This is a genomic window from Cohnella sp. GbtcB17 (assembly GCF_019091135.1).
Lineage (GTDB): Bacteria > Bacillota > Bacilli > Paenibacillales > Paenibacillaceae > Cohnella.
In genome coordinates, this window is sequence record NZ_JAGXJW010000063.1 from 16,843 (window position 1) to 39,782 (window position 22,940).

Here is a 22,940-nt window from a genome sequence, read left to right on the forward strand (position 1 = left end):
GGAGACTGCGCATCAAAGACCGGCTATCCGTACGGATGCCGGTTTTTTGGCGATTCCCGTTAAGGGACGAGGACGGCTGCATGGAGACGAGGAACAAACGTCAACCCCCCGGGTCATGACTTCAGGAGCTTTTATCCGGCATGCCGTTTGAATTTTGAACAAACGCCTTTGCCGACAAATCCAGCGTAAATGTGCGATCTCGCGGTCCGCCGGCCGACTCCCCGCCGGGCCCTTCCGAAGAAGGCAGGACCAGACGGTCTCCGCTGACCGAAGGGGGCTTGCCTGGCGGATAGTAGGACATGTCCGCCGTCGTCCCGTCTTCCTGCTCGAAGCGGAGAGGAAACGCCTGTCCGCTGTCGTCGACCGCATAGGCATAAAACGCAATCGCCCTGCAGTCGGCATATTGCGGAGCGAGCACGAATACCTCGGCTTCGGGGAACGTCAATTTCATCATTTGAACTTTGTCTGGCGAAGGCTGAACGAACGTCAGCGCGGGCAGCTCGGCGATGACGCGCTCGCCACCGTCCGCGCCGACATATTCGACGCGGTAATCGCCTTCGAAACGGATGTCCGTCTCCGTGCCGAAGCAGCTTGGCGCACCGAGCGACTCCTGCTTTTCCGTGCCGATCGGAACGACCTGCAGCCGTCCCGACTTCGCCATGCCTTCCGCCCGGACGATCGCGGTCGATGTAGACGCAGGGGGACTGCTGCTTCGCGCAGGAGAACCTGCGATCAGGCCATTCCTCCCGGATGGGTCCGGCCAATCGATCGGATATCGGATCAGCAGCAGGACGGCAAGCAGCGCAGCCGCAGCTCCGGCGAACGCAAAGGGAGACATTCCGCGCCTCGCCCGCTCTTGCTTGCCGGAGATGCGCCGTTCGATGCTCTCCCGCATTCTTTCATCGAATGGTTGGCGGACGAAGGGGCCTTTGCCCGCGCGTTCGTACCAAGCCGGTTTATCTTTTCTCATGACTGCGACTCCTCCTTCAATAGGCGCTGCACTTTTTCACGGGCGCGGTGCAATCGGGATTTGACCGTCCCCGGCGGGACGTTCAGCAGCTTGGACATGGCTTCCGTCGACAAGTCGTAGCGGATATCGAGCACGAGCGCCTCGCGATATTTGTCGGGCAGCGCCATAATCGCTTCCCAGATGCCGTCGGCATACGTTTCCTCCATATATTCGCTCTCCGCCGAACGGCCGGTTCGTCCGGGCCGGATGGAGGGAAGCAAGCGTACGAGACGCAAAAAGGAGGAGCGCTTGTAGCGAAACGCCGTGTTGCGCGCGATCGTCAGCAGCCAGGTTTTAAAGGAGGAGCGGCCCTTGAACGTTTCGATGCGGTAGTAGGCCTTGATGAACACGTCCTGCGTGATTTCGTCCGCCAGCTCTCTGTTTTTCGTCAAAAAGTAAGCATAATTCCATATATCGTTCCCGTATCGGTCCATGATCTCGCGGAGCGTGGCCGTGTCCATGGTCGTCGATACGTGCTTTAAAAATTCGTATTCCACCGCTGTCACCTCAACCAATAGGACTCCTTGGGCGGACGTTCGGTTCCATTTCCGAAAAATGAATTCGAAAGTCGGTTTTTTACTTGTCGGCCCGGTTTGTGTATACTAGGTGTGACTTGTCTTATTATGGTTGTGGAGGTACATATCGCGATGTATGACGTTATGATTTTTCTGCACATCGTCGGGGCGATCGGAATGGGGATTTATGCCATTCTGCCGTTTCTGGCCAAGCGCTTCCGCCAGCTGTCCACGCCGGCCCAGGAAGGTCTTGCCAGCGGTCTGGTGACCGCAGGCCGAATCGGCCAATATTCCTTGGTGCTGCAGCTGCTGACGGGAGGCTATCTGGTTTCTCAAGCGGATTACGCCGTTTCCTGGATGGTCACGATCGTTGTGCTGTTTGTAGCGATCGGCGCACTGTCGGGCATCGTGCAGGCGCCGCTCAAGCGCATCGTCTCCGCGGCTTCCGGCGGTCAGGACGCTTCGGGCAACATCTCGCGCGTGCAGACGCTGAGCTTCGTCATTTTGGTTCTTTTCCTGGTCATCGTCTGGCTGATGAAGAATCCCTGGTTAGCTTAAGTTTTGGCACGATTAAGCACTCATGAGGCTCTGCCCGGCGCGACATGCGCAGGCGGAGCCTTTTGCGTGAAGTCTCCTTAATCGGCATCGGCATCGTCACCTGGATCGTCCTCCCGCTCCCGTTCGGACAGCTCGTCGATCGTCTTTTCGAAGCTCGGGGCGAGCCGGTTCAGGAACCAATCGATCTCCGGCATGCCGAGTGCGGCGAGCCGTTCCTCGAACTGTCTGCGTGCGGTGGCGAATTCGCGATTGCCGGCCGACATCTCCGATACGCATTTGAGATAGCCGTCGAGGATATCGGCCGCCTTTACGTACCGGTTCATTTCGTCGTCCTGTGATTGACGCATAAGAAGGGGTTCGTAGGCATTAAGGAGCTCGGGCGGCACGGTGCCGAGCAGTCTTTCGGCGGCCAGCCGCTCCAAGTCCCGGAAGTTCGACAGCAGCGCAGGATTATGATGCTTGACGGGCGTCGGGATATCCCCGGTGATCACCTCGGTCGCATCGTGGAACAGCGCGCGGCTCGCCGCTTTGTCGGGATCGACGTCCCGTCCGAATACGTCTCTTGCGATTGTGCACAGCAGATGGGCGAGAAGCGCGGTATGGTAGGAATGCTCGGCAACGTTTTCCCTGGTGGAATTGCGCATAAGGCTCCATCGTTCGATGTATCGCAAGCGGTACAAGTAAGCTAAAAAATGATGCTGCTGCATATCGGCGAGCCTCCCTTATCGTTCCTTCCATAACTATAACGTACATCAAACGCCGCAGACACCCCGGCCGTCTGTAAAGTCGGTTCGAATTTACACTGCGCTAATACTCCTGTGTTAAGATGAAAGAAAAGTCCGCAATTGGAGGATTGGCTATACGCATGGCAAGCCGCACGGGAGCGCACATGAGCAAATTCCGCTTGAAGCTGACCGCGTTGTTTATGCTGCTCATCGGGTTGTCCGTACTCGCGGCGGGCATTTTCACGGGACAATTTTACAAGCACAACCATCTGGAAGCGTTAAGCAATCACATGGAGACCCAGCTTCACGTGCTCTCGGCCGCCGCGCCTTGGCCGAAGGACGGGTCCAAGGCGGCCCGGACTGAATATTTGGAAGCGCAGGCGATCCGATTCAAGGAACTGGCGGACATGCGGATCACGTATATCGGGACCGACGGCGAAGTGCTCGGGGACTCGGATCACGCGCCGGGTACGATGGACAACCACGCCGGGCGCGAGGAAGTGCGGGAGGCGCTTGCGAGCGGCCTGGGCCGGAGCATCCGGCATAGCGACACCCTTGACGAGAACATGCTGTACGTCGCTTATGCGGTCAAGGACGGCCAGTCGGGGCAGACGCTCGGCATCGTCCGGCTGGCGATGTCGCTCTCCGCTGTCGAGAACAGTCTCGATCGCATGTGGATAGCGCTTGCGCTCGGACTGCTCGCGGTATTCGCGCTCGCCGCGCTTGTCAGCTACCGGGTCGCGCTCAGCGTCACAAGACCGCTCGAGCGTATGACGACGGCGGCCAAGCGAATGGCGGGCATGGACTACAAGGTACGCATTCCCGACGCCGGCAAGGACGAGATCGGCGAGCTGGGCAGGGCATTGAACGCGATGGCCGCCAATCTTCAGGATCATATGGGAGAGATTCGCAGGAACGAGCTTCATCTTCAGTCGGTGCTCGACCATATGATCAGCGGCGTCGTCATGATCGGCCCGGACGGCCGGATCCGCATCTACAACCGGAGCGCCGAGCTGCTGCTCGGCAGCCTGGCGCGCGAGCGGGTCGGCCGCAGCTACACCGAGGCAAAGCAGCAGTACGAGCTGCTGCAGCTCATCCGCAGCGGCTTCGAGACCGGGGAGCCGATTCACGAGGAGCTGACGGTCTACTATCCGGAAGAGCGGCTGCTCGAACTGCATCTGGTGCCGATTCCGATGGACGACGATACGGCGCCCGGCCTGCTCCTCGTCCTGCAGGACGTGAGCGCGATTCGCCGCCTTGAGCGGATGCGCAGCGAATTTGTGGCCAACGTATCGCACGAGCTCAAGACGCCGGTCGCCGCGGTCAAAGGATTCGCGGAGACGCTGCTTGCCGGCGCGGTCAACGACCCGGAGACGGCTCGGTCCTTTCTGAAGATCATCCAGGACGAGAGCGACAGGCTAAACCGGCTGATCGGTGACATTCTGGAGCTGTCCAAGATCGAGTCGCGCCGTTCGCCGCTGCAATTTTCCCCGATCGACCTGCGTTCGTTCCTGGACAGGCAGCTGGAGTTCCTCGGGCCGGAGGCCGCCAAGAAGGAGATTTCCCTGGAGCTCGACGCGCCGGAGGAGCTGTTCATCGAAGCCGACGAGGATCGGCTTGGACAGATCACGCTGAACCTGCTGCAAAACGGGATCAGCTACACCCCGGAAGGCGGACGCGTTCGGGTGAAGGCGGTCATCGTCGAAACCGAGAGCGAGGAGGGCGGCGACCCTCTGGAGCATGTCCGGATCACCGTATCCGATACGGGCATCGGCATTCCGAAGAAGGACCTGCCGCGCATATTCGAGCGTTTCTACCGGGTCGACAAAGCTCGCTCGCGCAGCTCGGGCGGCACTGGACTGGGGCTGTCGATCGTCAAACACCTGGTCGAGCTGCACCATGGGACGATTCGCGTGGAGAGTATGGTCGGCGTCGGATCGACGTTTATCATCGAGCTCCCGCTGATCCAGGACTATTAGCATGAAGTAATTTTACATGGCGTTGACATTCGGATGATGCTGAATTTACGGCGGCATGATAAATTGACAGAAGAGCCGGGACGTCAAACGGACCGATCGGACTGGAGGAGCTTATGTCGGACAAGGTGCTTATTATTGAAGACGAACCTACGATAGCGCGTCTGGTTACGTACAACTTGTCGCAGGACGGCTATGAGACCGAGGTGATCGGCAACGGCGCCGAGGGACTGCACAAGGCGATCCAAGACGAATACGCGATTATATTTCTGGATCTGATGCTGCCTGGGATGAACGGCTTCGAGGTGCTTCAGAAGCTGCGCCAGCACGGCGTCAAGACGCCGGTCATCATCCTGACCGCCCGCAATGCGGAAGAAGAAGTCGTGCAGGGGCTCAAGCTCGGCGCGGACGACTATATCACCAAGCCGTTCGGCGTCGCGGAGCTGCTCGCGCGCACGTCGGCGGTGCTGCGTCGCTCCCGCAACGAGGAGACCAGGCCCAAGGCGGATCCGAGCGGAGAAAAGGTGATCTCGCTCGGCGCGCTGCAAATTTATCCCGACAAGTACGAAGTGCAGGTCGGCAGCGAATGGATCACGCTTCGTCCGAAGGAGTTCGAGGTGCTGCTGTACCTGGCCGAGCGTCCGGGCATCGTCATCACGCGGGACGATCTGATGAACGTCGTATGGGGCTTCGACTACATCGGCGGTCAGCGTACGGTGGACGTGCACGTCAGCTCGCTGCGCAAGAAGCTGGAGCTGAACCAGCAATCGGTGCAGATCGAGTCGATCCGCGGCGTCGGCTACAAGCTGACGGTTAGCCGGAAGACGGGTATTGCCGGCAAGGCGTGAATTGGCGGTTCAAGCAGGCAGTTCAAGCAGGACGGATTCGACCGTATCGGACGGCGGATTCGTCTTCTTTGTGTTAAAATTGGAGGAACGGATTTGAAGGAGTTGACGCGGAAATGAACGATTATACGGCGCAGCGGGACGGCGTGTTCCATTCGGTCTGCTCGCTCGATTGCCCCGATCAATGCGGCTTGCTCGTGCACAAGCGAGACGGGATCATCGTCAAGGTCGAAGGCGACCCGGATCACCCGGTTACGCGCGGCGCGATCTGCAACAAGGTTCGCCATATGGCATCCCGCATCTACGACGAAAAGCGTCTGACCACGCCGCTCCGGCGCATCGGTGCCAAAGGCGAAGGCCGGTTCGCACCGATCTCCTGGGACGACGCGATTGCGGAGATTACCGATCGTTGGAAAGCACTCATCGCGGCACAAGGTTCCGAAAGTATACTTCCATACAGCTTCTACGGCAACATGGGCCGCATCGGGACCGAGGGGATGGGGACGCGTTTTTTTAACCGGATGAACGCGTCGGAGCTCGACCAGACAATCTGCGAAGCGGCGGGGACGGTCGGCTACCGGTATACGATGGGCGGCAGCTACGGCACCGATCCGGAGCAGACGGTCGGCGCCAAGCTGTTCATCTTCTGGGGCATCAATGCGGTCAGCTCGACCATGCATCAGGTCACGAACGCGGAGCAGGCGCGCAAGGCCGGCGCGAAGATCGTCGCCATCGACGACCACCGCAACCGGACCGGCACGTGGGCGGATTGGTTTATCCCGCTGCGTCCCGGCACGGACACGGCGCTGGCGCTCGGCATCATGCACGTCCTGTTCGCGGAAGGGTTGACGGACGAGGCGTTTTTGCGCGAGTACACGGTCGGCCACGAGGAGCTTCGGGCGCATGTTGCGGCCTATGATCCGGCGACCGTATCGGGCATTACCGGCGTGCCGGAAGCGGACATCGTCGAGTTGGCCAGGTTGTACGGGCGCACTTCGCCGTCGTTCATACGCATCGGCAACGGCATTCAGCACCACGACAACGGCGGCATGAACGTGCGGACGATTGCTTGCTTGCCCGCGCTGACCGGGCAATGGCTCGTGCCTGGCGGCGGCGCGATCAAGGGCAACGGCGGCTACGTCTCGCACAACGCAAAGGCGCTCGAACGACCCGACCTACGGGGCGGCCGGCGCGCGCGGCGCGTCAACATGAATCGGATCGGCAGCGCGCTGCTGGAGCTGGATCCGCCGATTTCTTCTATATATGTATACAATAGTAATCCCGCTATCGTCGCGCCGGAGTCGAACAAGGTTCGAGAGGGACTGGCTCGCGAGGATCTCTTTACCGTCGTGCATGACCTGTTCCTGACGGAGACGGCCAAGTATGCGGATATTGTGCTTCCCGCGACGTCGGCTTTTGAGAATACGGACTTGTACCATTCGTATTGGCATCATTATGTACAAATTCAGCAGCCGGTTGTGGCGCCTTACGGACAGAGCAAATCGAACAACGAGGTGTTCCGGCTGCTTGCCGCAGGGATGGGATACGAGGACGATGCGTTCAAGGACGACGACGCGGAGATGATTCGACAGGCTGTCGATTTCCCGGGCAATTCCGCCTATGAACCGGTCACCTACGAAGCGCTGGTAGAAAAACAATACGTGCGCGCGGACGTGAAGCCGCTGTTCCCCGGCCGGCTGCGGACGCCTAGCGGCAAGATCGAGCTGTACTCGCAGGCGATGGAGCGGCACGGCTTGCCGCCGCTGCCGACGTACGCGCCGCTCAGCGAAGAAGGGGACGAAGCATTCCCGTTCGCTTTCATTCCGGCTCCGAATCACAATTTCTTGAACTCGACGTTTTCGAACAACGACAAGCACGCGAGCATGGAAAAAACGCCGAAGCTTCATATGAACGCAGCCGACGCGGAAGCGCTCGGCATCGAGGACGGGGCAGAGGTGCGAGTCTGGAACGCGCGCGGCGAAGCGTGGCTGACCGCCGCGATCGGTGAGGACGTCCTGCCCGGCGTCCTCGTCAGCCAGGGACTGTGGGCGGACAAGGGAGACGGGCGCAGCGCGACCGTCAACGCGCTCACGCCCGACCGGTTGTCTGACATGGGCGGCGGCGCGGTATTTTTCTCCGGCCGGGTCGCGGTAGAGCGAGCGTCCTTGGCTGCGGAGAAGCCGAACGCGCCGGCCGAGGCTATGGGCAGCGCGATCTGAGACGGATTGACCGCGCGGACCAGGAACTGCCTTATAGCAGGGCAGCGCCTGGTCCGTGTTTTTTGTTGCCCACTTTGTGGGAGCCGCACCCCCGTAAACTCGCAGACTATCGATTAACGTGCACACTTCAAGCGCCTTACTCTCGTGAATTCGCCAACTATCGAATTACGTGCATGATTGGGCAGGTTACTCCTCATGGTCTCGCCAACTATTGAACTACGTGCATACTTGGGCAGGTTACTCCTCGTGGTCTCGCCAACTATCGATTAACGTGCATACTTGAGCTGGTTACTCCTCGTGGTCTCGCTATCTATCGAACTACGTGCATACTTGGACTGGTTACCTCTCGCGATCTCGCCAACTATCGAACTACACGCACACTTGGGCTGGTTAATCCTCATGGTCTCTCTAACTATCGATCTACGTGCATACTTGAGCTGGTTACTCCTCGTGGTCTCGCCAACTATCGAACTAAACGCATACTTCGAGCGCTGCACCTTAGCATATTCGCCAACTATCGATCAACGTGCATACTTCAAACGCCGCACCCTCGCATGCGCTTGACAAAACCATTAAATAAATTTAAACTAAATCTAAATTTAAATAACGCATTGAATTCCGCACACCAATCCAATTCAAATAAAGAGGGGATTCCCATGACCAAGCGCAATTTGACGGCCCCCCGCAAGCTTGTCTACGACATCGTGATGCAGGCCGACGATCATCCGACGGCCGCGGACATTATCGATCGCCTCAAGGCGCAGGGACAATCCGTCGCTTACGCCACCGTATACAACTCACTCCGCTATTTGACCGACGAGGGTCTCATTCACGAGCTGAAGCTCGAAGGCAAGACGAGCCGGTACGACGGCCGCGGCGAGGACCATGCGCACATCGTGTGCGTATCCTGCGGCAAAGTCGACGAGGTGATGACGCCGCCGCCGGCCGAATGGCTGGTTAAGGTCGCCCAAGAGAGCGGATACGCGCTGACGGACGAGCAATTTATTTTCAAAGGAGAGTGCCCCGCATGCCGGACATCCAAGCAGAAGAATTGATGGGCGCCTACTGCGACACGACGCGTCGGATCGTCGTCGTCAGCGCGTACCCGGCGCGGCTGCAGCCGCTGCTCGCCGAACTGACGACGCGCTGCTACGACGTGCTCGTCTTCCGCCATGGGCAGGAGGCGCTGCTCTCCAGCCTTCAGATCGATCTGCTCATCGCCGACCGTTCGGTCGCGGGTCACGATCCGCTTAGCGGCATGTCCGAGCTGAAGACGCCCGCGCTATATCTCGTCGAACCCGCCGCGCTGCAGGACGAGCATGCCGTCCCGGGCACGGAAGCAAACCCAAGCGAGGCTTGGCCAAGCGACGTCGGCGCACTGCTCGCGCGTATCGAGGACTTGGCAGGCAAGAGCGCCCCGGCAGCCGGACCCGACGAAGCGGCTTTCAAGGACATCCGCATGGATCTGCGGCGGGTGACCGTCCAGCGGGACGGCCGGCGCGTCGAGCTGACCAAGACGGAGTTCGATATTTTGCGGGCATTGCTAATGTCGGGCGGCGGCGTGCTGTCCCGTCAGGACCTGATGGAGAAGCTGTGGGGCGAAGGCTACTTCGGCGGCAGCAACTCGATCGATGTCCATATCAAGAGCTTGCGCAAAAAGCTCGGCGACGACCCGAAAAATCCGCGCTATATCGTGACCGTCCGCGGCGTGGGCTATCGGACGGCTGACTAGCCCGATCCCGTTCGCCGGACGATGGCAGACGACGGCGCCTTCGCCTTTTCTTCATCAAACGTTCATGCCGCCTTCATTCGGCCTTCATGCCGACACGGCGGTCCGGTGTTAAGATAAATTCATCGAACGCCAAGGTTGAGAGGAGAGAGTCATATGAGACACACGATCATCGTCGGCACGGGTCCTGCGGGACTGACCGCCGCCATCTATCTGGCCCGCGCGGGGCTCGCTCCGCTCGTCATCGAAGGCCCCGAACCCGGCGGCCAGCTCACGACTACGACAGAGGTCGAGAATTTTCCGGGGTTCCCCGATGGTATCATGGGCCCGGAATTGATGGATAATATGCGCAAGCAAGCGCAGCGCTTCGGCGCCGAATTCCGGAGCGGCTGGGTGACGAAGGCCGATCTGTCGAAGCGTCCGTTTACGCTCACGGTCGACGGCAAGGAAGAGCTGCAGGCGCAGACCGTCATCGTCTCGACGGGCGCGTCGGCCAAGTACCTGGGCATCCCCGGGGAAAAGGACAATGTCGGACGCGGCGTCAGCACCTGCGCGACGTGCGACGGCTTCTTTTTCAGAGGCAAGAAGATCATCGTCATCGGCGGCGGCGACTCCGCGATGGAGGAAGCGAACTTCCTGACCCGCTTCGCGTCGGAAGTTGTGCTGGTCAACCGCCGCACCGAGCTGCGCGCCTCGAAGATCATGCAGGAGCGCGCCCGCGACAACGCCAAGATCAGCTGGAGCCTGAACCGCACGCCGCTTGAAGTGGTCGCCGGACCGCTCGGCGTGAAGGGTCTCAAGGTGCTGAACAACGAGACCGGCGAAGAAGAACTGATCGAAGCGGAAGGCGTATTCGTGGCGATCGGCCATACGCCGAACACGAAGTTTCTGGAAGGCCAGCTGAAGACGGACGAGACCGGCTACATCCTCGTCACGCCCGGCACGACCGAGACGAACATCCCCGGCGTATTCGCCTGCGGCGACGTCCAGGACAGCAAGTACCGCCAGGCGATCAGCGCCGCGGGTACCGGCTGTATGGCCGCGCTGGACGCCGAACGGTTCCTGGAGGCGAACGAATCGCCAGCTGCGATCGCTTCCGTTTTCTGAGAAGCCTTTGTTGAAATAGATTATGCCCATACATCAAACTACATTCAGGAGGATTTATCCCTTATGACGACCATCGCCAATCCGTATCCTTTCGCCAAAGTCGGCCTTCCCGCTCCATCGTTTAACCTGCTGTCCACGAAAAACCTCGACTCGCTCGAGGAAAAAGTATCGCTTGAAGATTATCGCGGCAAATGGCTCGTTTTCTTCTTCTGGCCGTTCGACTTCACGTTCGTCTGCCCGACCGAGATCCGCGGCTTCAGCGACAGCTACGACGAATTCAAAGCGCTCGATTGCGAGGTGCTGGGCGCGTCGGTGGACAGCATCTACACGCATAAAGCGTGGATCGAGACGCCGGTCGAGAACAACGGCATCGGCGCGATCAAGTTCCCGATCGTGTCCGACTTCACGAAGGAAACCGCGCATGCTTACGGCATTCTCGACGACGCGTCCGGCGCGGCGCATCGCGGCCTCTTCATCGTCGATCCCGAAGGCGTGCTGCGCTACCAGGTCGTGACCGACATGAACGTCGGCCGCAGCGTGGACGAGACGCTTCGCATTTTGCAGGCGCTCCAATCCGGCGGTCTGTGCCCGGTCAACTGGAAGCCGGGACAAAAGACGCTCGGCTAATCCACAATAATACGATAGGATGGACCGGAAGCAAGACTTCCGGTCCATTTCCCCGTTGGCGGCGGAAGCTTCAAGGTTGCGTAATGAGGGGAAAAATGGGAAGAAGCTTGCGGCTTGGCGAAAATGGAAGCAGGCGGAAGAAGAGAGGGGGGATATCGCGATGAACGAGGTTGTCGCGCAGCTTATGCAGCACCGCTCCGTTCGATCCTTCGATCCGACGCCGGTACCCGAGACGGATCTGCGCGAGATCGTCGCGGCCGGACAGATGGCGTCGACGTCGAGCAACGTACAGGCTTACAGCGTCGTTGCGGTCACGGACCCGGCACTCAAGCGCGAGCTGTCCGTCTTGACGGGCAATCAGGCGTATGTCGAGACATGCCCGGTCTTTCTCGTCTGGTGCGCGGATTTGAACAGGCCATCCAGGGCAGCCAACACGTATATAGAATCGGATGCCGACGTGTACGCGGATTCTGCGGAAAGCTTTATCGTCGCGACGGTGGACGCGGCGCTGGCCGCGCAAAACGCCGCGATCGCCGCCGAGTCGATGGGCTACGGCATTTGCTATATCGGAGGCATTCGCAACCGGATCGAGGAAGTATCGACGCTGCTCGGCCTGCCGAGCCTGGCGTATCCGGTGTTCGGCATGTGCGTGGGGCTGCCGGTTCAACCGAGCGGACAGCGGCCAAGGCTGCCGGTCGAAGCGGTGCTCCATTGGAACCGGTATGACGCCGACGGCGTATTCGGGCCGGTCGCCGAGTACGACGAGACGATGACGCGATATTTGCGAATGCGGACGGAAGGCCGCAAGAGCACGCCCTGGACGAAGATTATGGCGGAATGGCTGACGCGTCCCAATCGGCTTCACATGCTGGATTACTTAAAAAATCGGGGCTTCCTGAAGCGTTAAAACGGGTCTTTTTTGTGACAGCCGTCGCTGCGCTTGTGATCGCGCCGTCCGTTGGCCTATACTACTTTTATTGCGGCACCTATTGCGACACGCCGGCTCTTGAGAGCCGTTTGAAGGAGGATGGACGCGATCTTGAGTCCAGTATGGAAAGGGGCGGCAGCGGCGCTGCTGGCTGCGGCGCTGCTCGCCGGATGCGCGTCGGGACGCTCGAATACAAACGGCGAATCCGGTACGGCGGCAGCTTCCCCGACGGCATCCGCGCAGGCTTCCGCCCCGGCGAGCGAGGTATTGCCGGCCGACGGCGAGGCGAAGACCTACCACTTCGACCTGAAGTCGACGTCGGTCGAGCCGCTGCCCAAGTGGGCCGGGCAGGTCGATATGACCAAGAAGGATCCGCTGTACGTATCCGGCACCGATCTGGAAGGCGCGCTTTCGATCGATCTGAAGCTGTCGCGCAAAGGGAACTATTTGATCGCCGGCGGAGAGGGCGTACTCTGGAACGGGCAGCGCTCCGTCAAGTTCGCCATGCCGGACAATTCCACGTTGATTGAAAAACAGCTGAGCGCGGACGGCACGCTTGTGTTCGGCGGCCTGCAGGCGCATTCGGACGAGATCGACCGCGACTTTTCCTTCGATCTTCGTTTCGTCCCGGAAGCCAGCGAGCTCGAGCTTCGCTTGCCGAACAAGGACGGGCTGATCCGTTTCGGCCAGAGCGCCGTGCTTGAACGGCACAAGGAGGAGGTCGCGCAGATCACTGCGGCTTCCTGATGTTCGGTGCCCCATCTTCAGACAGATGGGGCTTTTCGCGCGGGACGATGCTTGACCCCCGCCAAGGCAGCGCTTATAATGAATTAAAATCCGATGGCAAAAATCGGAATAACGGAAAAGGTGTGAGCATTCATGTCCAAGATCGTCATTTTGCAAGGCAGCCCGACCGCTAAATCCCGATTGAACGGCGTGCTCGATCGCGTGCGCAGCCAGATCGAAGAGAGCGGCGCCGAAGTGTCGGTGATCAACGTTCGCGATTTGCCCGCGGAGGACCTGCTCCATGCCCGGTTCGACAGCCAGGCAATCGCCGAGGCCAATGCGCTCGTAGCGGCCGCGGACGCCGTCGTCATCGCTTCTCCCGTATACAAGGCATCCTTCACCGGGATTTTGAAGGCTTATCTCGACCTGCTGCCGCAAAAAGGGCTGGAAAACAAAATCGTGCTGCCGCTCGTCGTAGGCGGCACGATCGCGCATCTGCTCGCCATCGACTACGCCTTCAAGCCGGTGCTGTCGGTTCTGGGCGCCAGAAACATCCTGACCGGCGTATTCGTGCTGGATACGCAGGTGACTTGGGGCGAGGACGGCAAAGCCCTGATCGAAGAAGACATCGCGGGCCGTATCGACGCGGCGACTTCGCTGCTCGTGCAGGAAGCGCGCTGGCAAACCGAGCGGTCGCAGGGCTAAGCGTTCAGGCCTCTTTCATACGCCGTATATACGCAACCGATCGGAGGCGAATGCGCAGCCGATCGGTTGCTTTTTGTTAAATCGTGAGCAAAAGCTTGTGGACGAACGCCCTTTCGTTATAAAATTGATGTCATGTTGTGTATTGCGGGGATATGTTGAGAATACGAACGGTGGACGTTAGCGATACGGCAGCCAAAAGGAGAAGGTAGTCATGATGACCATTCACAGCAAAACGAGCCATTGCAAAATCGTCGATTGCACGGTGCGCGACGGCGGACTTGTCAACAATTGGGACTTCAGCGCCGAATTTGTGCAGGATCTGTACCAGAGCCTGAACGAATCGGGCGTCGAATATATGGAGATCGGCTACAAAAATTCGCCGCGCCTCCTGAAGGGCGCCGACCAGGCCGGACCTTGGCGTTTTCTGGACGACGACTTCCTGCGCAAGGTGATCCCGCACAAGCTGAACACGAAGCTGTCGGCGCTCGTAGACGTCGGCCGCGTCGACGAGAACGACATCCTGCCGCGGAGCGAGTCGCTGCTGGACCTGATTCGGGTCGCCACGTACGCGCGCGACACGGAGAAGGCGATCGAGCTCGGCACGCTGTTCCACGAGCGCGGCTACGAGACGACGATCAACATCATGGCGCTGTCCAACGTGATGGACAACGAGCTGAACGAGGCGCTGGCGATGATCGGCGACAGCCCGATCGACGTTGTCTACATCGTCGATTCCTACGGCAGCCTCGATCCGGACGATATGCGTTTTCTCGTGGAAAAGTTCAAGCGCACCCTGAAGCACAAGCGTCTTGGCGTGCACACGCACAACAACATGCAGCTGGCGTTCGCCAACACGCTGGCCGCGGCGGATCTCGGCGTCGAGCTGCTTGACGCTTCCGTCTACGGCATGGGCCGCGCCGCCGGCAACACGCCGACCGAGCTCCTGCTCGCCAAGCTCACGAATCCGAACTACAGCCTCCGTCCGGTGCTTGGCATGATCGAGCGCCACATGCTGAAGCTGCGGGAAAAAGAGGAGTGGGGCTACCTCATTCCGGACATGATCACCGGCACGCTCGACGAGCACCCGCGCTCGGCGATGGGCTGGCGCGCTTCGCCGGAGCGCGACCGCTTCACGGATTTTTACGACAAGATGACGACGCCGGAGGTTTACCCGGGCAAATAAGCGAAAAAACGGGACGAAGCAGCGCCGCCTGCTTTGTCCCGTTTTGCGTTTGCAGCGATATTCCGCCGTTTAGCGATAGCCGCCGAGCTCACCCTGGCCGCGGACGGCAGCTGCGCGTTTTTGGGGATTGGGGTGGAAGAAGGCGTCTCCGCTCAGCGACTTGCCGCCTACCGTGACCGCTTGAACGGAGACGTCGATGTCCAGCGATTCGGCGAACCGCTGAAGCAGCTCTTCCTGCTGCATGCCGTCCAGCTCGATGTACCAGGAAAACGTGCCGTATTGCTGAATGACGAACAGCCGCGCGCGCTCGAAAGTGACCGGCCATTGTTCCGAGCCTTGGCGCACTAACAGGGATGCCAGTTCAAAAGTTTCCATGATTGCAAAATCGCTCCAGTCGTTGAAGGAATGCCGGCCCGGTTGGCGGGACGAATGCGGCGAGCTATGATAGAGAGAACGAAGGCTGTCGCGCCTCTGTGGATTCATTGTAGCCGTTCGCGGGGCATGCGCGCAAACGAGGAAGGGAGCAAGGCGGATGAGCGAAACGGGAGCGGACAAGAACATGTTGAGCGACAGCCGGCTTCGGACCGCGGGACTTCACCGGATCTTCGTATACGGATCGCTGCTGCCCGGACTGGAGAACGCCGGCCTCATCTGGCCTTTCGCCCGGTCTGAGCCGCAGCCGGGTGCGGTGAGCGGACGTCTCGTTGCTGTGGAAGGTTATCCGGCGCTAGTTCCGCCGCGGCCGGGAACGCCTTCCGATCGGCGCGTGCGCGGCCTGTGGACGCTCGTGGACCGGGAGACGCTGGCGCGCCTCGACCGGCTGGAGGAATATTTCGGACCCGAAGAAAATAACGATTACGAGCGCGTCCGTGTGCGCGACGCCGACCGACCAGATGTGCAAGGCTGGGTCTACGTGTGGCCGGACGACAGAGGACGACCCGACGCTGGCGTCGATTGGTGGCCCGACGCGAGGCCTGGTCTGCGTTCCGCGGATTAAAAGCGGTTTATGCGCTGTCGATTTCCGCGGCGAATATGGCCCCTTCGCGTCATGCGAAGGGGTCAAGGCTTCGCTTATACTGATAGTTACGAATTTTACGGACCGACGGAAGGCGGGGAATGCGGCGACATGAGAAGTTTTGAAATAGCCGGAGCAGGCAACCGCGGTTGGCGGAGTATGGCCGTGCGGAAGGCTCGGCGGACGGGGATGCTGGCACTATGGCTCGTCCTGATCGCCTCCGTGACGGCGGTGTTCGCGCCGGCCGCATCGGCGCACGCCGTATTGGAGAAAGCCGTGCCGGCACAGGACGCACAGCTAGCGGCGGGGCCCGACTTCGTGGAGCTGACGTTCAACGAACGGCTCGACGGCGGCTCGTCCGCGCGTCTCTCCGTCCTGAACGGCGACTCGAAGACGGTGGCATCGGGCAAGCCGGAGCGGCTCTCGCAGGGAAAGGGGCTGCGGCTTGCGCTGCCCAAGCTTGGCGAAGGTCATTACACCGTGAGCTATTCGGTCATCTCCGCGGACGGGCATCCCGTCGAAGGGGCGTACGTTTTTACGGTGGGCGATCCGCCCCCGCTGACGGACGCGGCCGAACTCGATCCGCACGCCCAGCTCGGACATAATTCCCACAACCACGGGGGCGAGCAGGATCTGACGACCACCCGATTTATTTTTTACGCCAGCCGGGTGTTGTTTTTCGCTTCCCTGCTCGTGCTGTCCGGGCTGCTGCTGTGGGGGCTGCGGCGCGAGGCGTCGGCCGCGGAGCGGACGTCCCGGGAGACGTGGATCGGCTGGACGGCCCAGTTCGGGGCGCTGGCGACGCTCGTCTACGTCGTCCTCCAGATGTCGAACCTGACCGAGGGCGAGCCGTTCTCCGAATGGGGACGCATCTTGACCGATACGACGGTCGGCCGTCTCTATGCCGCCCAGCTCGTGCTGGCGTTCGCGGCGCTGTTGCTTCGCGGCTTGAACCCAACCGCCAGACTAGCTTGGGTGCTGCTCGCGCTTGCGGCCGAGACCTGGAACGGACATGCCGCCGCCTTCAGCCCCGAAGCCTACACGCTGGCGCTCGACTTCGTCCACTTGCTCGCCGCGGCCGTCTGGTCGGGCGGACTCGTGCTTCTCGCCGCCGTCTGGCATCGCGAGCGGCCCGAGGCGGGCAGGTTCGCGATCCGTTTTTCCAAATGGGCGCTGCTCTCCTTCCTGGTGCTCGCGCTGACGGGCGCGCTCAGCACGCTGCAATATTTGCCGACGCTCTCCTATCTGTTCGAGACGTCCTGGGGAACCTGGCTGCTCATCAAGATCGGCCTGTCGCTGCTGGTCGTCGTCACGGCGTTCCTCATTCGCTTGCGGCTGCGCAAGGGCGAGCTGCCGCGCGCCGGCCTGCTGAAGGCGGATCTCGGCCTGCTCGGGGCCATCGTGCTGAGCGTCGGCGTGCTGACCTACCAGAATCCGCTGCCGGCCAACGAGCCGATCTCCTACCACGAGATGGGCACGGACATGCACGTGACGCTTCGCATTACGCCCGGCGTGCCGGGAGACAATGCGTTTACGCTGAAAATATGGCTGCCGGACAGCGTCGGCGCGCCAAAAAAGGTCGCGCTTCGCCTTCGTCCGCTCGGCAGCGGGGACGTCGGATTCATCGACGTGCCGCTCGAAGCTTACGAGGATTCGGAGCTCGACGATTTCCCCGACTTCACGAAGGCGACCTTCCAGTCGAAGGGTCCTTATCTGGCGTTCCGGGGGCGCTGGGAGGCGCAGATTCGGGTAACGGACAGCACCGATACGGAGATCGTCAAATCGACGGATTTCCGGATTTATTGACGGATCGCGGACGAAGCCGCAGCGAGCGGGGACGGGAGGAAAGCCGATGAACGATCGCCGGATTAAATGGATGATCCTGCTCATCCCGACGCTGACGATCGGCTTGTGGGAGTATGTCCGGCATGCCTTTCTGCTGCCGTACATGACGATGGACCTGGGCAATTTTCTCGCGCCGTTCATCGTGCTGGCCGTGACGCTTACGCTCGTGCGGGGGCTGTTCGCGAGGCTTGAATCGTCCCAGCGCGCGCTTTCGCGCGAGCGCTCGCTCAGCGCGGCGCTCGAAGAGCGGGAGCGGCTCGCCGGCGAGCTGCACGACGGCATCGCGCAGTCGCTGTTCCTGCTCGCCGTCAAGCTGGACAAGCTCGATGCGTCGCCGAACGAAGCGGCGCGCGCGGCGACGGCCGGCGAGCTGCGCGAGACCGTCCGCGATGTGCACGAGGACGTGCGCCAGGCGATCGCCAGGCTGCGTCTGCCGCCCGAAGCGGCCGATCACGGCTGGGTGGAGCCGCTGCGCGAATTGCTCGGGGAGACGGCAGCTTTGACCGAGGCGGAGGCGGAGTTCCGCTGGGACATTCCGGAGGACATGCTGGGCGCCAAGGAAAAAGTCGAGCTGCATGCGTGCCTGCGCGAAGCGCTGGTCAACGTGCGCAAGCACGCCCGCGCGGAGCGCGTATACGTCGTCGGCGAGCGTACGCCGGACGGCGGCTTCCGCTGCGCCGTCGTCGACGACGGCGTCGGCTTCGCGGGCGATCCGCTGGAGGCGCCCGGCAGATTCGGCTTGCGCATGGTTCGCGAGCGCGCGGGCCGCATGGGGTGGACGTTCCGCGCAGAATGCAGGGACGGTCTGACCGTGATCGAGCTGACCAAAAAAGGAGCGAACGCGGATGGAAGGCAAATGGCGGGTTCTGCTCGTTGACGACCACCGGCATGCACGGCAGGGCATGCGGGAAATCGTGGAGGGTTGTCCCGATTTTCTCGTCGTTGGAGAAGCTGCGAGCGGCGAGGAGGCGATCGGCCTCATGCCGGACGCTTGTCCGGATCTGGTGCTGATGGACATCCATATGCCCGGAATGGGCGGATTGGCGGCGTCCAAGACGATCAAGGAGGCTTATCCTGCGGTCAAGATCGTCATCGTGACCGTGTCCGACGAGCCTGCCCACCTGTTCGAGGCGCTCAAGAAGGGCGCGCAGGGCTACTTGCTCAAAAATCTCAATCCATCCGCCTGGCGGGAATATTTGCGCGCCGTCGCGGCCGACGACGCTCCGCTGAGCGCGGATATCGCGCTGTCGATTCTGAGAGAGTTCGCCGGACGCGGAGGCGCGGCCGCCAGTTCGGGCGACGGCGCGGCCGGCGCGCGCAGCCAGGGCAAGCGGGCCGAAGGGCCGGAGAGCGGCGAGCCGCTGCGCGAAGACCTGACGCCAAGAGAGAAGGAGATTCTCCTCGAGGTGGCGCGAGGACTGACGAACCGGGACGTCGCGGCCGCGCTCGGCGTATCGGAGCATACGGTCAAAAACCATTTGAAAAACATTTTGCAAAAGCTTCATCTCGGCAACCGGGTGCAGTTGACCCGGTATGCGTACGAGCAGGGGATCGTCGACACATGACGGTCCGCTGCTTTTTTTCGATTTTCAGAAAAAACGCTGATTTTGATATGAAAAATCGTATACTTGAATAGGTTTCCGATATCGGCAGGCCTCGCTACAATCAAGCTGAATGGAAATGACAGCGCTTACCAATTCGCGGCGCGCGAAAGAGGGGCGGAATATGCGGACGTTTTTCCGCCACTTCACCAATCACATGAAAATCAGGAACAAGCTGATCGTTTCCTTTATCGCCGTCGTCCTGGTGCCGACGTTGATCGTCGGCGTCTACCTCACCGTGGAGCTGAGGAAAATGGCGTTGCGGGGCGCGGCGGAGCAGATTGAGACGAATATGGACCGGGTCAAGAAACGGACGATGGACATGCTCAACGTTTCATACGACATTTCCTACCGATTGTCCAACGATACGCGTCTCGGCCAGCTCGCCAACGGGACGTACAATTCGACCTACAGCGTCGTCGACGCTTACCGGGAATATCCCGACTTCAAGGAATACGTGAACCTGTACCGTGAGATTACGAGCATACGCCTGTACGTGGACAATCCGACGCTGCTCGACAACTGGGAGATCATCCCCACGGACGAGCAAACGAAAAATACGGATTGGTACCGATGGGCCAAAAAATCCGACGGCCTGATTCGCTGGAGCTATATCACGGATGCGAGAGACGGGCTGCGCTATCTCAGCTTGATCCGGCGCATCGACTTTTACAAGCATTCGACGAACGGCGTGCTCGTCATCAACGCGAATTCGGCGATGCTGAACGGCATCCTGAGCCAGGAGTCGTTCGATACGATGCTTGTCGCCGACCGCGACATCGTGGCGGCGAACCATCCGGAGTCGGTCGGCAAGACGCTGCAAGATCTGGCGATCGATCCCGATATCGCCGATCGGCGAAGCGGCGCTTTTATGACCAAGCTTGGCGAGCGCCGCGTGCGGATCCAGATCGTCGATCTGTATCCGGACAACGCGCTCATCAATCTGCGAATTCTGTCCGTTTTTTCGGTCGACGATATCGTACGCGAGCCCAACCGGATCATCCGGTCGGCGCTGGTCGCGATCGGACTTAGCCTCGTCGTCGCGCTTGTTCTGATCCTCGTCCTGTCCAAGCTGATCGGCGGCCGGCTGCTTCGCTTGAGCAAGCACATCTCCAGAGTCGCGACGGGCAAACTCGATCTGAGGCTGGCGATCGACGGGAAGGACGAGATCGGGCAGCTCTCCCGCCAGTTCAACGCGATGCTCGGCAGCATCCGGGCGCTCATGGGGGAGGTGAACGAATCCAACCGGCAGAAAAGAGAGCTGGAGACGAGGCAAAGCGAGATCAAGCTTCGAATGCTGGCCAGCCAGATCAATCCGCATTTTTTGTTCAACACGCTGGAGTCGATCCGCATGAAGGCGGTCGTGAGAAAAGAAACCGATATCGCCCGGACGGTAAAGCTGCTCGGCAAGATGATGCGCAAAAACCTGGAAGCGGGCAGCGGCGTCATCCCCGTCTCTGCGGAGATCGATATGATCGGTTGTTATCTGGACATTCAAAAATTCCGCTACGAGGACAGGCTGCAGTACAAGCTGGATATCGATCCGGCCGCGCTGTCCGAGCGCATTCCGTCGCTCGTCGTTCAGCCGATCGTCGAGAATGCCGTCATCCACGGCATGGAAAACAAAGAGGAGGCGGTAACCGTTGAAGTCGCGCTGCAAAGCAGTGCGGAAGGACTGCTCGTCGAGGTGAGGGACGACGGCGCCGGCATGTCCGAGGAGCGATTGGCGGAAGTGATCGCCAGCTTGAAGGATCCGGGAGGCGCGGAGTCTTCCGATCATATCGGTCTGCGCAACGTGAACGCTCGCCTCCAGCTTTCTTACAGCGCCGAATACGGGCTTGCCATCGAGAGCGCACCCGGCGCGGGAACGCGCGTCCGATTCATTATACCGAGAAGGAAGGGGGATCAGGCGGATGTATAAGATCGTCCTCGTCGACGACGAGCCATCGATTCGGGAGGGGCTTGCGGAGCTGCTGGACTGGGAATCGCTCGGGTATCGTATATCCGGTTCAGCTGCGAGCGGCAAGGAAGCGCTGAATCTGAATGCGCGAATCCGGCCGGATCTGATGATCGTCGATATCCGAATGCCGGGCATGGACGGCATGGAGCTCATTCGCGAGCTGAAAAAAGAGGAAGCCGATGTCCGCGTGCTCGTCCTGAGCGGCTATGCCGACTTTAACTACGCCCGGCAGGCGATCGCGCTCGGCGTTGACAATTATATGCTGAAGCCCGTGGATGAGGACGAGCTGGCGGACAATCTGCGCGCGATCAAGCGTACGCTCGACGAAAGGGAGGCAAAGCGCGAAGCGGAGTTGCGAACGGTGGAGGCGCGTCTTTCCGAACGGCTGGAAGCGATGCTGTCCGAAGCGCCGGCGAGCGACGGGACATGGGCGGCGGAGATCGCTTCTTGGGCCGGGGAAGACGCGGGCTTCCGGGTCGTGTTGATCGACGTGGCTGCCGACGGCGATGGGGCGGCGCCCGCGCACCGGCAGATCGCCGAGCGGCTGAAGGGCATGTATGAGAAAACGGGCTCGGGTCTCGTCTTCGACGCGGGAGCGTCGATCGGGCTGCTGCTCGCGGACCGCCTGCTTCGCGATTCCGTACGGCGCCGGCTGACGACGGCCTTGCGCGACTGGGAGGCGCTCGCCGGCTGCCGGGTGTTCGCGTCGGCAGGCGAGGGCGTCCCGGACGCTGCCGGCATTCCTGTCTCGCTCGCGGCGGCCAAGCTGCGCGCCCGGCAGCGGTTCTTTTACGACGGCGCGGACTTTATCGACGACGAGACGGCATGCCGCTTGCCGTCCCGACCGGCGATCCCGTTGGATCCCGAAGCGCTGCTTCGGCAGGCGGAGCGGCTGTATCTTGCGGTCTGTTCGGGCAGCGAAGCCCGCGTGGCGCCGCTGGTCGAGGAGATCGGCGATCTGATGCTGGCTGCCGGCGAAGGAGAACATTCGCTCAAAGTCAGATTCGTCCAGCTGCTGACGCGTCTGCTGGAGAAGCTGTCGGCCCGTCGGCCCGGTGCCGGCTCCGTCCCGGCTTTGCTCGAGTCGAAGCTGCTGGCGATACACCGCGCGGGCGGCTACCGGACGATGCTCGATCAGATCTCCGTCCTTCTGGGAGAAGCGATTCGCCTGACGGACGACGGCGGGGGCGAGCGTCAGATTCGCAAGATGATGCAGCTGATCGACACGCATTACAAAGACAATTTGAAGCTGGAAAAGCTGGCCGAAGCGTTTAATTACAACAGCGCTTATCTGGGTAAGCTGTTCAAGTCCGTGACCGGGGACTCGTTTAACGCCTATCTCGACAAAGTCCGGATCGCCAAGGCCAAGCAGCTGCTTCAGGCCGGGCATAAAGTATACGAGGCGGCGGAGCAGGTCGGCTATCCGAACCCCGATTATTTTCACGGCAAGTTCCGCAAGTACGAGGGCTTGTCGCCTGGCGCGTACCGAAGCCGGTTTGAATCGTCGTGAGCGCGGATCCAAAAGGACGGATAATGCAGCGGATTCAGCTGTTTTATCCGTCTTTTTCAGAGACTTTCTGAAAACGTTTTCTGAAATCGCTGATTTTAGACGGAAAGCGGGGCGGATTTGCCGGGTAGGAGCATTGAAAGCGTTCTCCTATAATGAG

22 protein-coding genes are annotated in these 22,940 nt (G+C 60.7%); 18 read left to right on the forward strand and 4 right to left on the reverse strand.

Features of this window, described 5'->3' with window-relative positions; genetic code table 11:
* Positions 1 to 121: 121 nt before the first annotated feature.
* Positions 122 to 970, reverse strand: coding sequence for a hypothetical protein (locus KVT38_RS27280; RefSeq protein ID WP_217596911.1), 849 nt, complete (start codon positions 968 to 970; stop codon positions 122 to 124).
* Positions 967 to 1,515 carry an RNA polymerase sigma factor gene (locus KVT38_RS27285; RefSeq protein ID WP_368859170.1) on the reverse strand — a complete coding sequence of 183 codons (549 nt, stop codon included), beginning with the start codon at positions 1,513 to 1,515 and terminating at the stop codon, positions 967 to 969. Before KVT38_RS27285 ends, KVT38_RS27280 begins: the two co-directional genes overlap by 4 nt.
* Positions 1,516 to 1,656: 141 nt before the next feature.
* Between KVT38_RS27285 and KVT38_RS27290 the strand changes: the two genes are divergently transcribed.
* Positions 1,657 to 2,082: a DUF2269 family protein gene (locus KVT38_RS27290; protein WP_217596912.1), complete on the forward strand. Its 426-nt coding sequence runs from the start codon at positions 1,657 to 1,659 to the stop codon at positions 2,080 to 2,082.
* Positions 2,083 to 2,159: 77 nt separating this feature from the next.
* On the opposite strand, the gene yfbR is transcribed toward KVT38_RS27290, so the two are convergent.
* The gene (yfbR, locus tag KVT38_RS27295) at positions 2,160 to 2,789 is read right to left on the reverse strand and encodes a 5'-deoxynucleotidase (RefSeq protein WP_217596913.1); all 630 of its coding nucleotides are present in this window, start codon (positions 2,787 to 2,789) and stop codon (positions 2,160 to 2,162) included.
* 182 nt (positions 2,790 to 2,971) lie between these two features.
* Between yfbR and pnpS the strand changes: the two genes are divergently transcribed.
* The 11 genes from pnpS to KVT38_RS27350 all read left to right on the forward strand — a co-directional run bounded on the left by pnpS (position 2,972) and on the right by KVT38_RS27350 (position 14,852).
* A complete protein-coding gene (gene pnpS, locus KVT38_RS27300) occupies positions 2,972 to 4,786 on the forward strand; it encodes a two-component system histidine kinase PnpS (RefSeq protein WP_217596914.1) in 1,815 nt (604 codons plus the stop codon).
* Between the two features lie 113 nt (positions 4,787 to 4,899).
* Positions 4,900 to 5,631 (forward strand): response regulator transcription factor, encoded by a 732-nt coding sequence (locus KVT38_RS27305; RefSeq protein ID WP_217596915.1) that lies wholly within the window; start codon positions 4,900 to 4,902, stop codon positions 5,629 to 5,631.
* 113 nt (positions 5,632 to 5,744) lie between these two features.
* A complete protein-coding gene (locus tag KVT38_RS27310) occupies positions 5,745 to 7,847 on the forward strand; it encodes a molybdopterin-containing oxidoreductase family protein (protein WP_217596916.1) in 2,103 nt (700 codons plus the stop codon).
* A gap of 656 nt (positions 7,848 to 8,503) precedes the next feature.
* Positions 8,504 to 8,902 carry a Fur family transcriptional regulator gene (locus KVT38_RS27315; protein ID WP_217596917.1) on the forward strand — a complete coding sequence of 133 codons (399 nt, stop codon included), beginning with the start codon at positions 8,504 to 8,506 and terminating at the stop codon, positions 8,900 to 8,902.
* Entirely contained in the window at positions 8,875 to 9,579 is a 705-nt protein-coding gene (locus KVT38_RS27320; protein WP_217596918.1) for a winged helix-turn-helix transcriptional regulator, read from the forward strand. The genes KVT38_RS27315 and KVT38_RS27320 overlap by 28 nt, the downstream gene beginning before the upstream one ends.
* Before the next feature lie 153 nt (positions 9,580 to 9,732).
* Positions 9,733 to 10,683 (forward strand): thioredoxin-disulfide reductase, encoded by a 951-nt coding sequence (trxB, locus tag KVT38_RS27325; RefSeq protein WP_217596919.1) that lies wholly within the window; start codon positions 9,733 to 9,735, stop codon positions 10,681 to 10,683.
* A gap of 63 nt (positions 10,684 to 10,746) precedes the next feature.
* Positions 10,747 to 11,310, forward strand: coding sequence for a peroxiredoxin (locus KVT38_RS27330; protein ID WP_217596920.1), 564 nt, complete (start codon positions 10,747 to 10,749; stop codon positions 11,308 to 11,310).
* A gap of 160 nt (positions 11,311 to 11,470) precedes the next feature.
* Entirely contained in the window at positions 11,471 to 12,217 is a 747-nt protein-coding gene (gene nfsA, locus KVT38_RS27335; protein WP_217596921.1) for an oxygen-insensitive NADPH nitroreductase, read from the forward strand.
* A 132-nt stretch (positions 12,218 to 12,349) separates the two neighbouring features.
* Positions 12,350 to 12,985 carry a hypothetical protein gene (locus tag KVT38_RS27340; RefSeq protein WP_217596922.1) on the forward strand — a complete coding sequence of 212 codons (636 nt, stop codon included), beginning with the start codon at positions 12,350 to 12,352 and terminating at the stop codon, positions 12,983 to 12,985.
* A 132-nt stretch (positions 12,986 to 13,117) separates the two neighbouring features.
* The gene (gene ssuE / locus KVT38_RS27345; RefSeq protein WP_217596923.1) at positions 13,118 to 13,669 is read left to right on the forward strand and encodes an NADPH-dependent FMN reductase; all 552 of its coding nucleotides are present in this window, start codon (positions 13,118 to 13,120) and stop codon (positions 13,667 to 13,669) included.
* Positions 13,670 to 13,883: 214 nt separating this feature from the next.
* Positions 13,884 to 14,852 carry an aldolase catalytic domain-containing protein gene (locus KVT38_RS27350; RefSeq protein ID WP_217596937.1) on the forward strand — a complete coding sequence of 323 codons (969 nt, stop codon included), beginning with the start codon at positions 13,884 to 13,886 and terminating at the stop codon, positions 14,850 to 14,852.
* Positions 14,853 to 14,921: 69 nt separating this feature from the next.
* Here the strand turns inward: KVT38_RS27350 and KVT38_RS27355 are convergent, their stop codons facing one another.
* The gene (locus KVT38_RS27355) at positions 14,922 to 15,227 is read right to left on the reverse strand and encodes a hypothetical protein (RefSeq protein WP_217596924.1); all 306 of its coding nucleotides are present in this window, start codon (positions 15,225 to 15,227) and stop codon (positions 14,922 to 14,924) included.
* 157 nt (positions 15,228 to 15,384) lie between these two features.
* Here KVT38_RS27355 and KVT38_RS27360 point away from each other — a divergent pair, with 157 nt between their 5' ends.
* The 6 genes from KVT38_RS27360 to KVT38_RS27385 all read left to right on the forward strand — a co-directional run bounded on the left by KVT38_RS27360 (position 15,385) and on the right by KVT38_RS27385 (position 22,783).
* The gene (locus KVT38_RS27360) at positions 15,385 to 15,849 is read left to right on the forward strand and encodes a gamma-glutamylcyclotransferase family protein (RefSeq protein WP_254639599.1); all 465 of its coding nucleotides are present in this window, start codon (positions 15,385 to 15,387) and stop codon (positions 15,847 to 15,849) included.
* A gap of 207 nt (positions 15,850 to 16,056) precedes the next feature.
* Complete coding sequence (locus KVT38_RS27365; protein ID WP_217596925.1) at positions 16,057 to 17,673, forward strand: copper resistance CopC/CopD family protein; 1,617 nt, start codon at positions 16,057 to 16,059, stop codon at positions 17,671 to 17,673.
* 46 nt (positions 17,674 to 17,719) lie between these two features.
* Positions 17,720 to 18,589, forward strand: a complete 870-nt coding sequence (locus KVT38_RS27370) for a sensor histidine kinase (RefSeq protein WP_217596926.1) — start codon at positions 17,720 to 17,722, stop codon at positions 18,587 to 18,589.
* Entirely contained in the window at positions 18,558 to 19,277 is a 720-nt protein-coding gene (locus KVT38_RS27375; protein ID WP_217596927.1) for a response regulator, read from the forward strand. The genes KVT38_RS27370 and KVT38_RS27375 overlap by 32 nt, the downstream gene beginning before the upstream one ends.
* A gap of 160 nt (positions 19,278 to 19,437) precedes the next feature.
* Entirely contained in the window at positions 19,438 to 21,234 is a 1,797-nt protein-coding gene (locus KVT38_RS27380) for a sensor histidine kinase (RefSeq protein ID WP_217596928.1), read from the forward strand.
* A complete protein-coding gene (locus KVT38_RS27385) occupies positions 21,227 to 22,783 on the forward strand; it encodes a response regulator transcription factor (RefSeq protein WP_217596929.1) in 1,557 nt (518 codons plus the stop codon). The genes KVT38_RS27380 and KVT38_RS27385 overlap by 8 nt, the downstream gene beginning before the upstream one ends.
* Positions 22,784 to 22,940 lie beyond the last annotated feature (157 nt).

What these genes read in the sequence shown, in the direction of transcription:
- KVT38_RS27315 (WP_217596917.1), top strand. Translation starts at nt 8,504, where the DNA reads ATGACCAAGCGCAATTTGACGGCCCCCCGCAAGCTTGTCTACGACATC.
- KVT38_RS27375 (WP_217596927.1), top strand. Translation starts at nt 18,558, where the DNA reads ATGGAAGGCAAATGGCGGGTTCTGCTCGTTGACGACCACCGGCATGCA.
- KVT38_RS27355 (WP_217596924.1), bottom strand. Translation starts at nt 15,227, where the DNA reads ATGGAAACTTTTGAACTGGCATCCCTGTTAGTGCGCCAAGGCTCGGAA.
- nfsA (WP_217596921.1), top strand. Translation starts at nt 11,471, where the DNA reads ATGAACGAGGTTGTCGCGCAGCTTATGCAGCACCGCTCCGTTCGATCC.
- KVT38_RS27350 (WP_217596937.1), top strand. Translation starts at nt 13,884, where the DNA reads ATGACCATTCACAGCAAAACGAGCCATTGCAAAATCGTCGATTGCACG.
- KVT38_RS27310 (WP_217596916.1), top strand. Translation starts at nt 5,745, where the DNA reads ATGAACGATTATACGGCGCAGCGGGACGGCGTGTTCCATTCGGTCTGC.
- KVT38_RS27360 (WP_254639599.1), top strand. Translation starts at nt 15,385, where the DNA reads ATGAGCGAAACGGGAGCGGACAAGAACATGTTGAGCGACAGCCGGCTT.
- yfbR (WP_217596913.1), bottom strand. Translation starts at nt 2,789, where the DNA reads ATGCAGCAGCATCATTTTTTAGCTTACTTGTACCGCTTGCGATACATC.
- KVT38_RS27280 (WP_217596911.1), bottom strand. Translation starts at nt 970, where the DNA reads ATGAGAAAAGATAAACCGGCTTGGTACGAACGCGCGGGCAAAGGCCCC.
- KVT38_RS27305 (WP_217596915.1), top strand. Translation starts at nt 4,900, where the DNA reads ATGTCGGACAAGGTGCTTATTATTGAAGACGAACCTACGATAGCGCGT.
- KVT38_RS27290 (WP_217596912.1), top strand. Translation starts at nt 1,657, where the DNA reads ATGTATGACGTTATGATTTTTCTGCACATCGTCGGGGCGATCGGAATG.
- KVT38_RS27370 (WP_217596926.1), top strand. Translation starts at nt 17,720, where the DNA reads ATGAACGATCGCCGGATTAAATGGATGATCCTGCTCATCCCGACGCTG.
- trxB (WP_217596919.1), top strand. Translation starts at nt 9,733, where the DNA reads ATGAGACACACGATCATCGTCGGCACGGGTCCTGCGGGACTGACCGCC.
- KVT38_RS27385 (WP_217596929.1), top strand. Translation starts at nt 21,227, where the DNA reads ATGTATAAGATCGTCCTCGTCGACGACGAGCCATCGATTCGGGAGGGG.
- KVT38_RS27380 (WP_217596928.1), top strand. Translation starts at nt 19,438, where the DNA reads ATGCGGACGTTTTTCCGCCACTTCACCAATCACATGAAAATCAGGAAC.
- KVT38_RS27365 (WP_217596925.1), top strand. Translation starts at nt 16,057, where the DNA reads ATGCTGGCACTATGGCTCGTCCTGATCGCCTCCGTGACGGCGGTGTTC.
- KVT38_RS27320 (WP_217596918.1), top strand. Translation starts at nt 8,875, where the DNA reads ATGCCGGACATCCAAGCAGAAGAATTGATGGGCGCCTACTGCGACACG.
- pnpS (WP_217596914.1), top strand. Translation starts at nt 2,972, where the DNA reads ATGAGCAAATTCCGCTTGAAGCTGACCGCGTTGTTTATGCTGCTCATC.
- ssuE (WP_217596923.1), top strand. Translation starts at nt 13,118, where the DNA reads ATGTCCAAGATCGTCATTTTGCAAGGCAGCCCGACCGCTAAATCCCGA.
- KVT38_RS27330 (WP_217596920.1), top strand. Translation starts at nt 10,747, where the DNA reads ATGACGACCATCGCCAATCCGTATCCTTTCGCCAAAGTCGGCCTTCCC.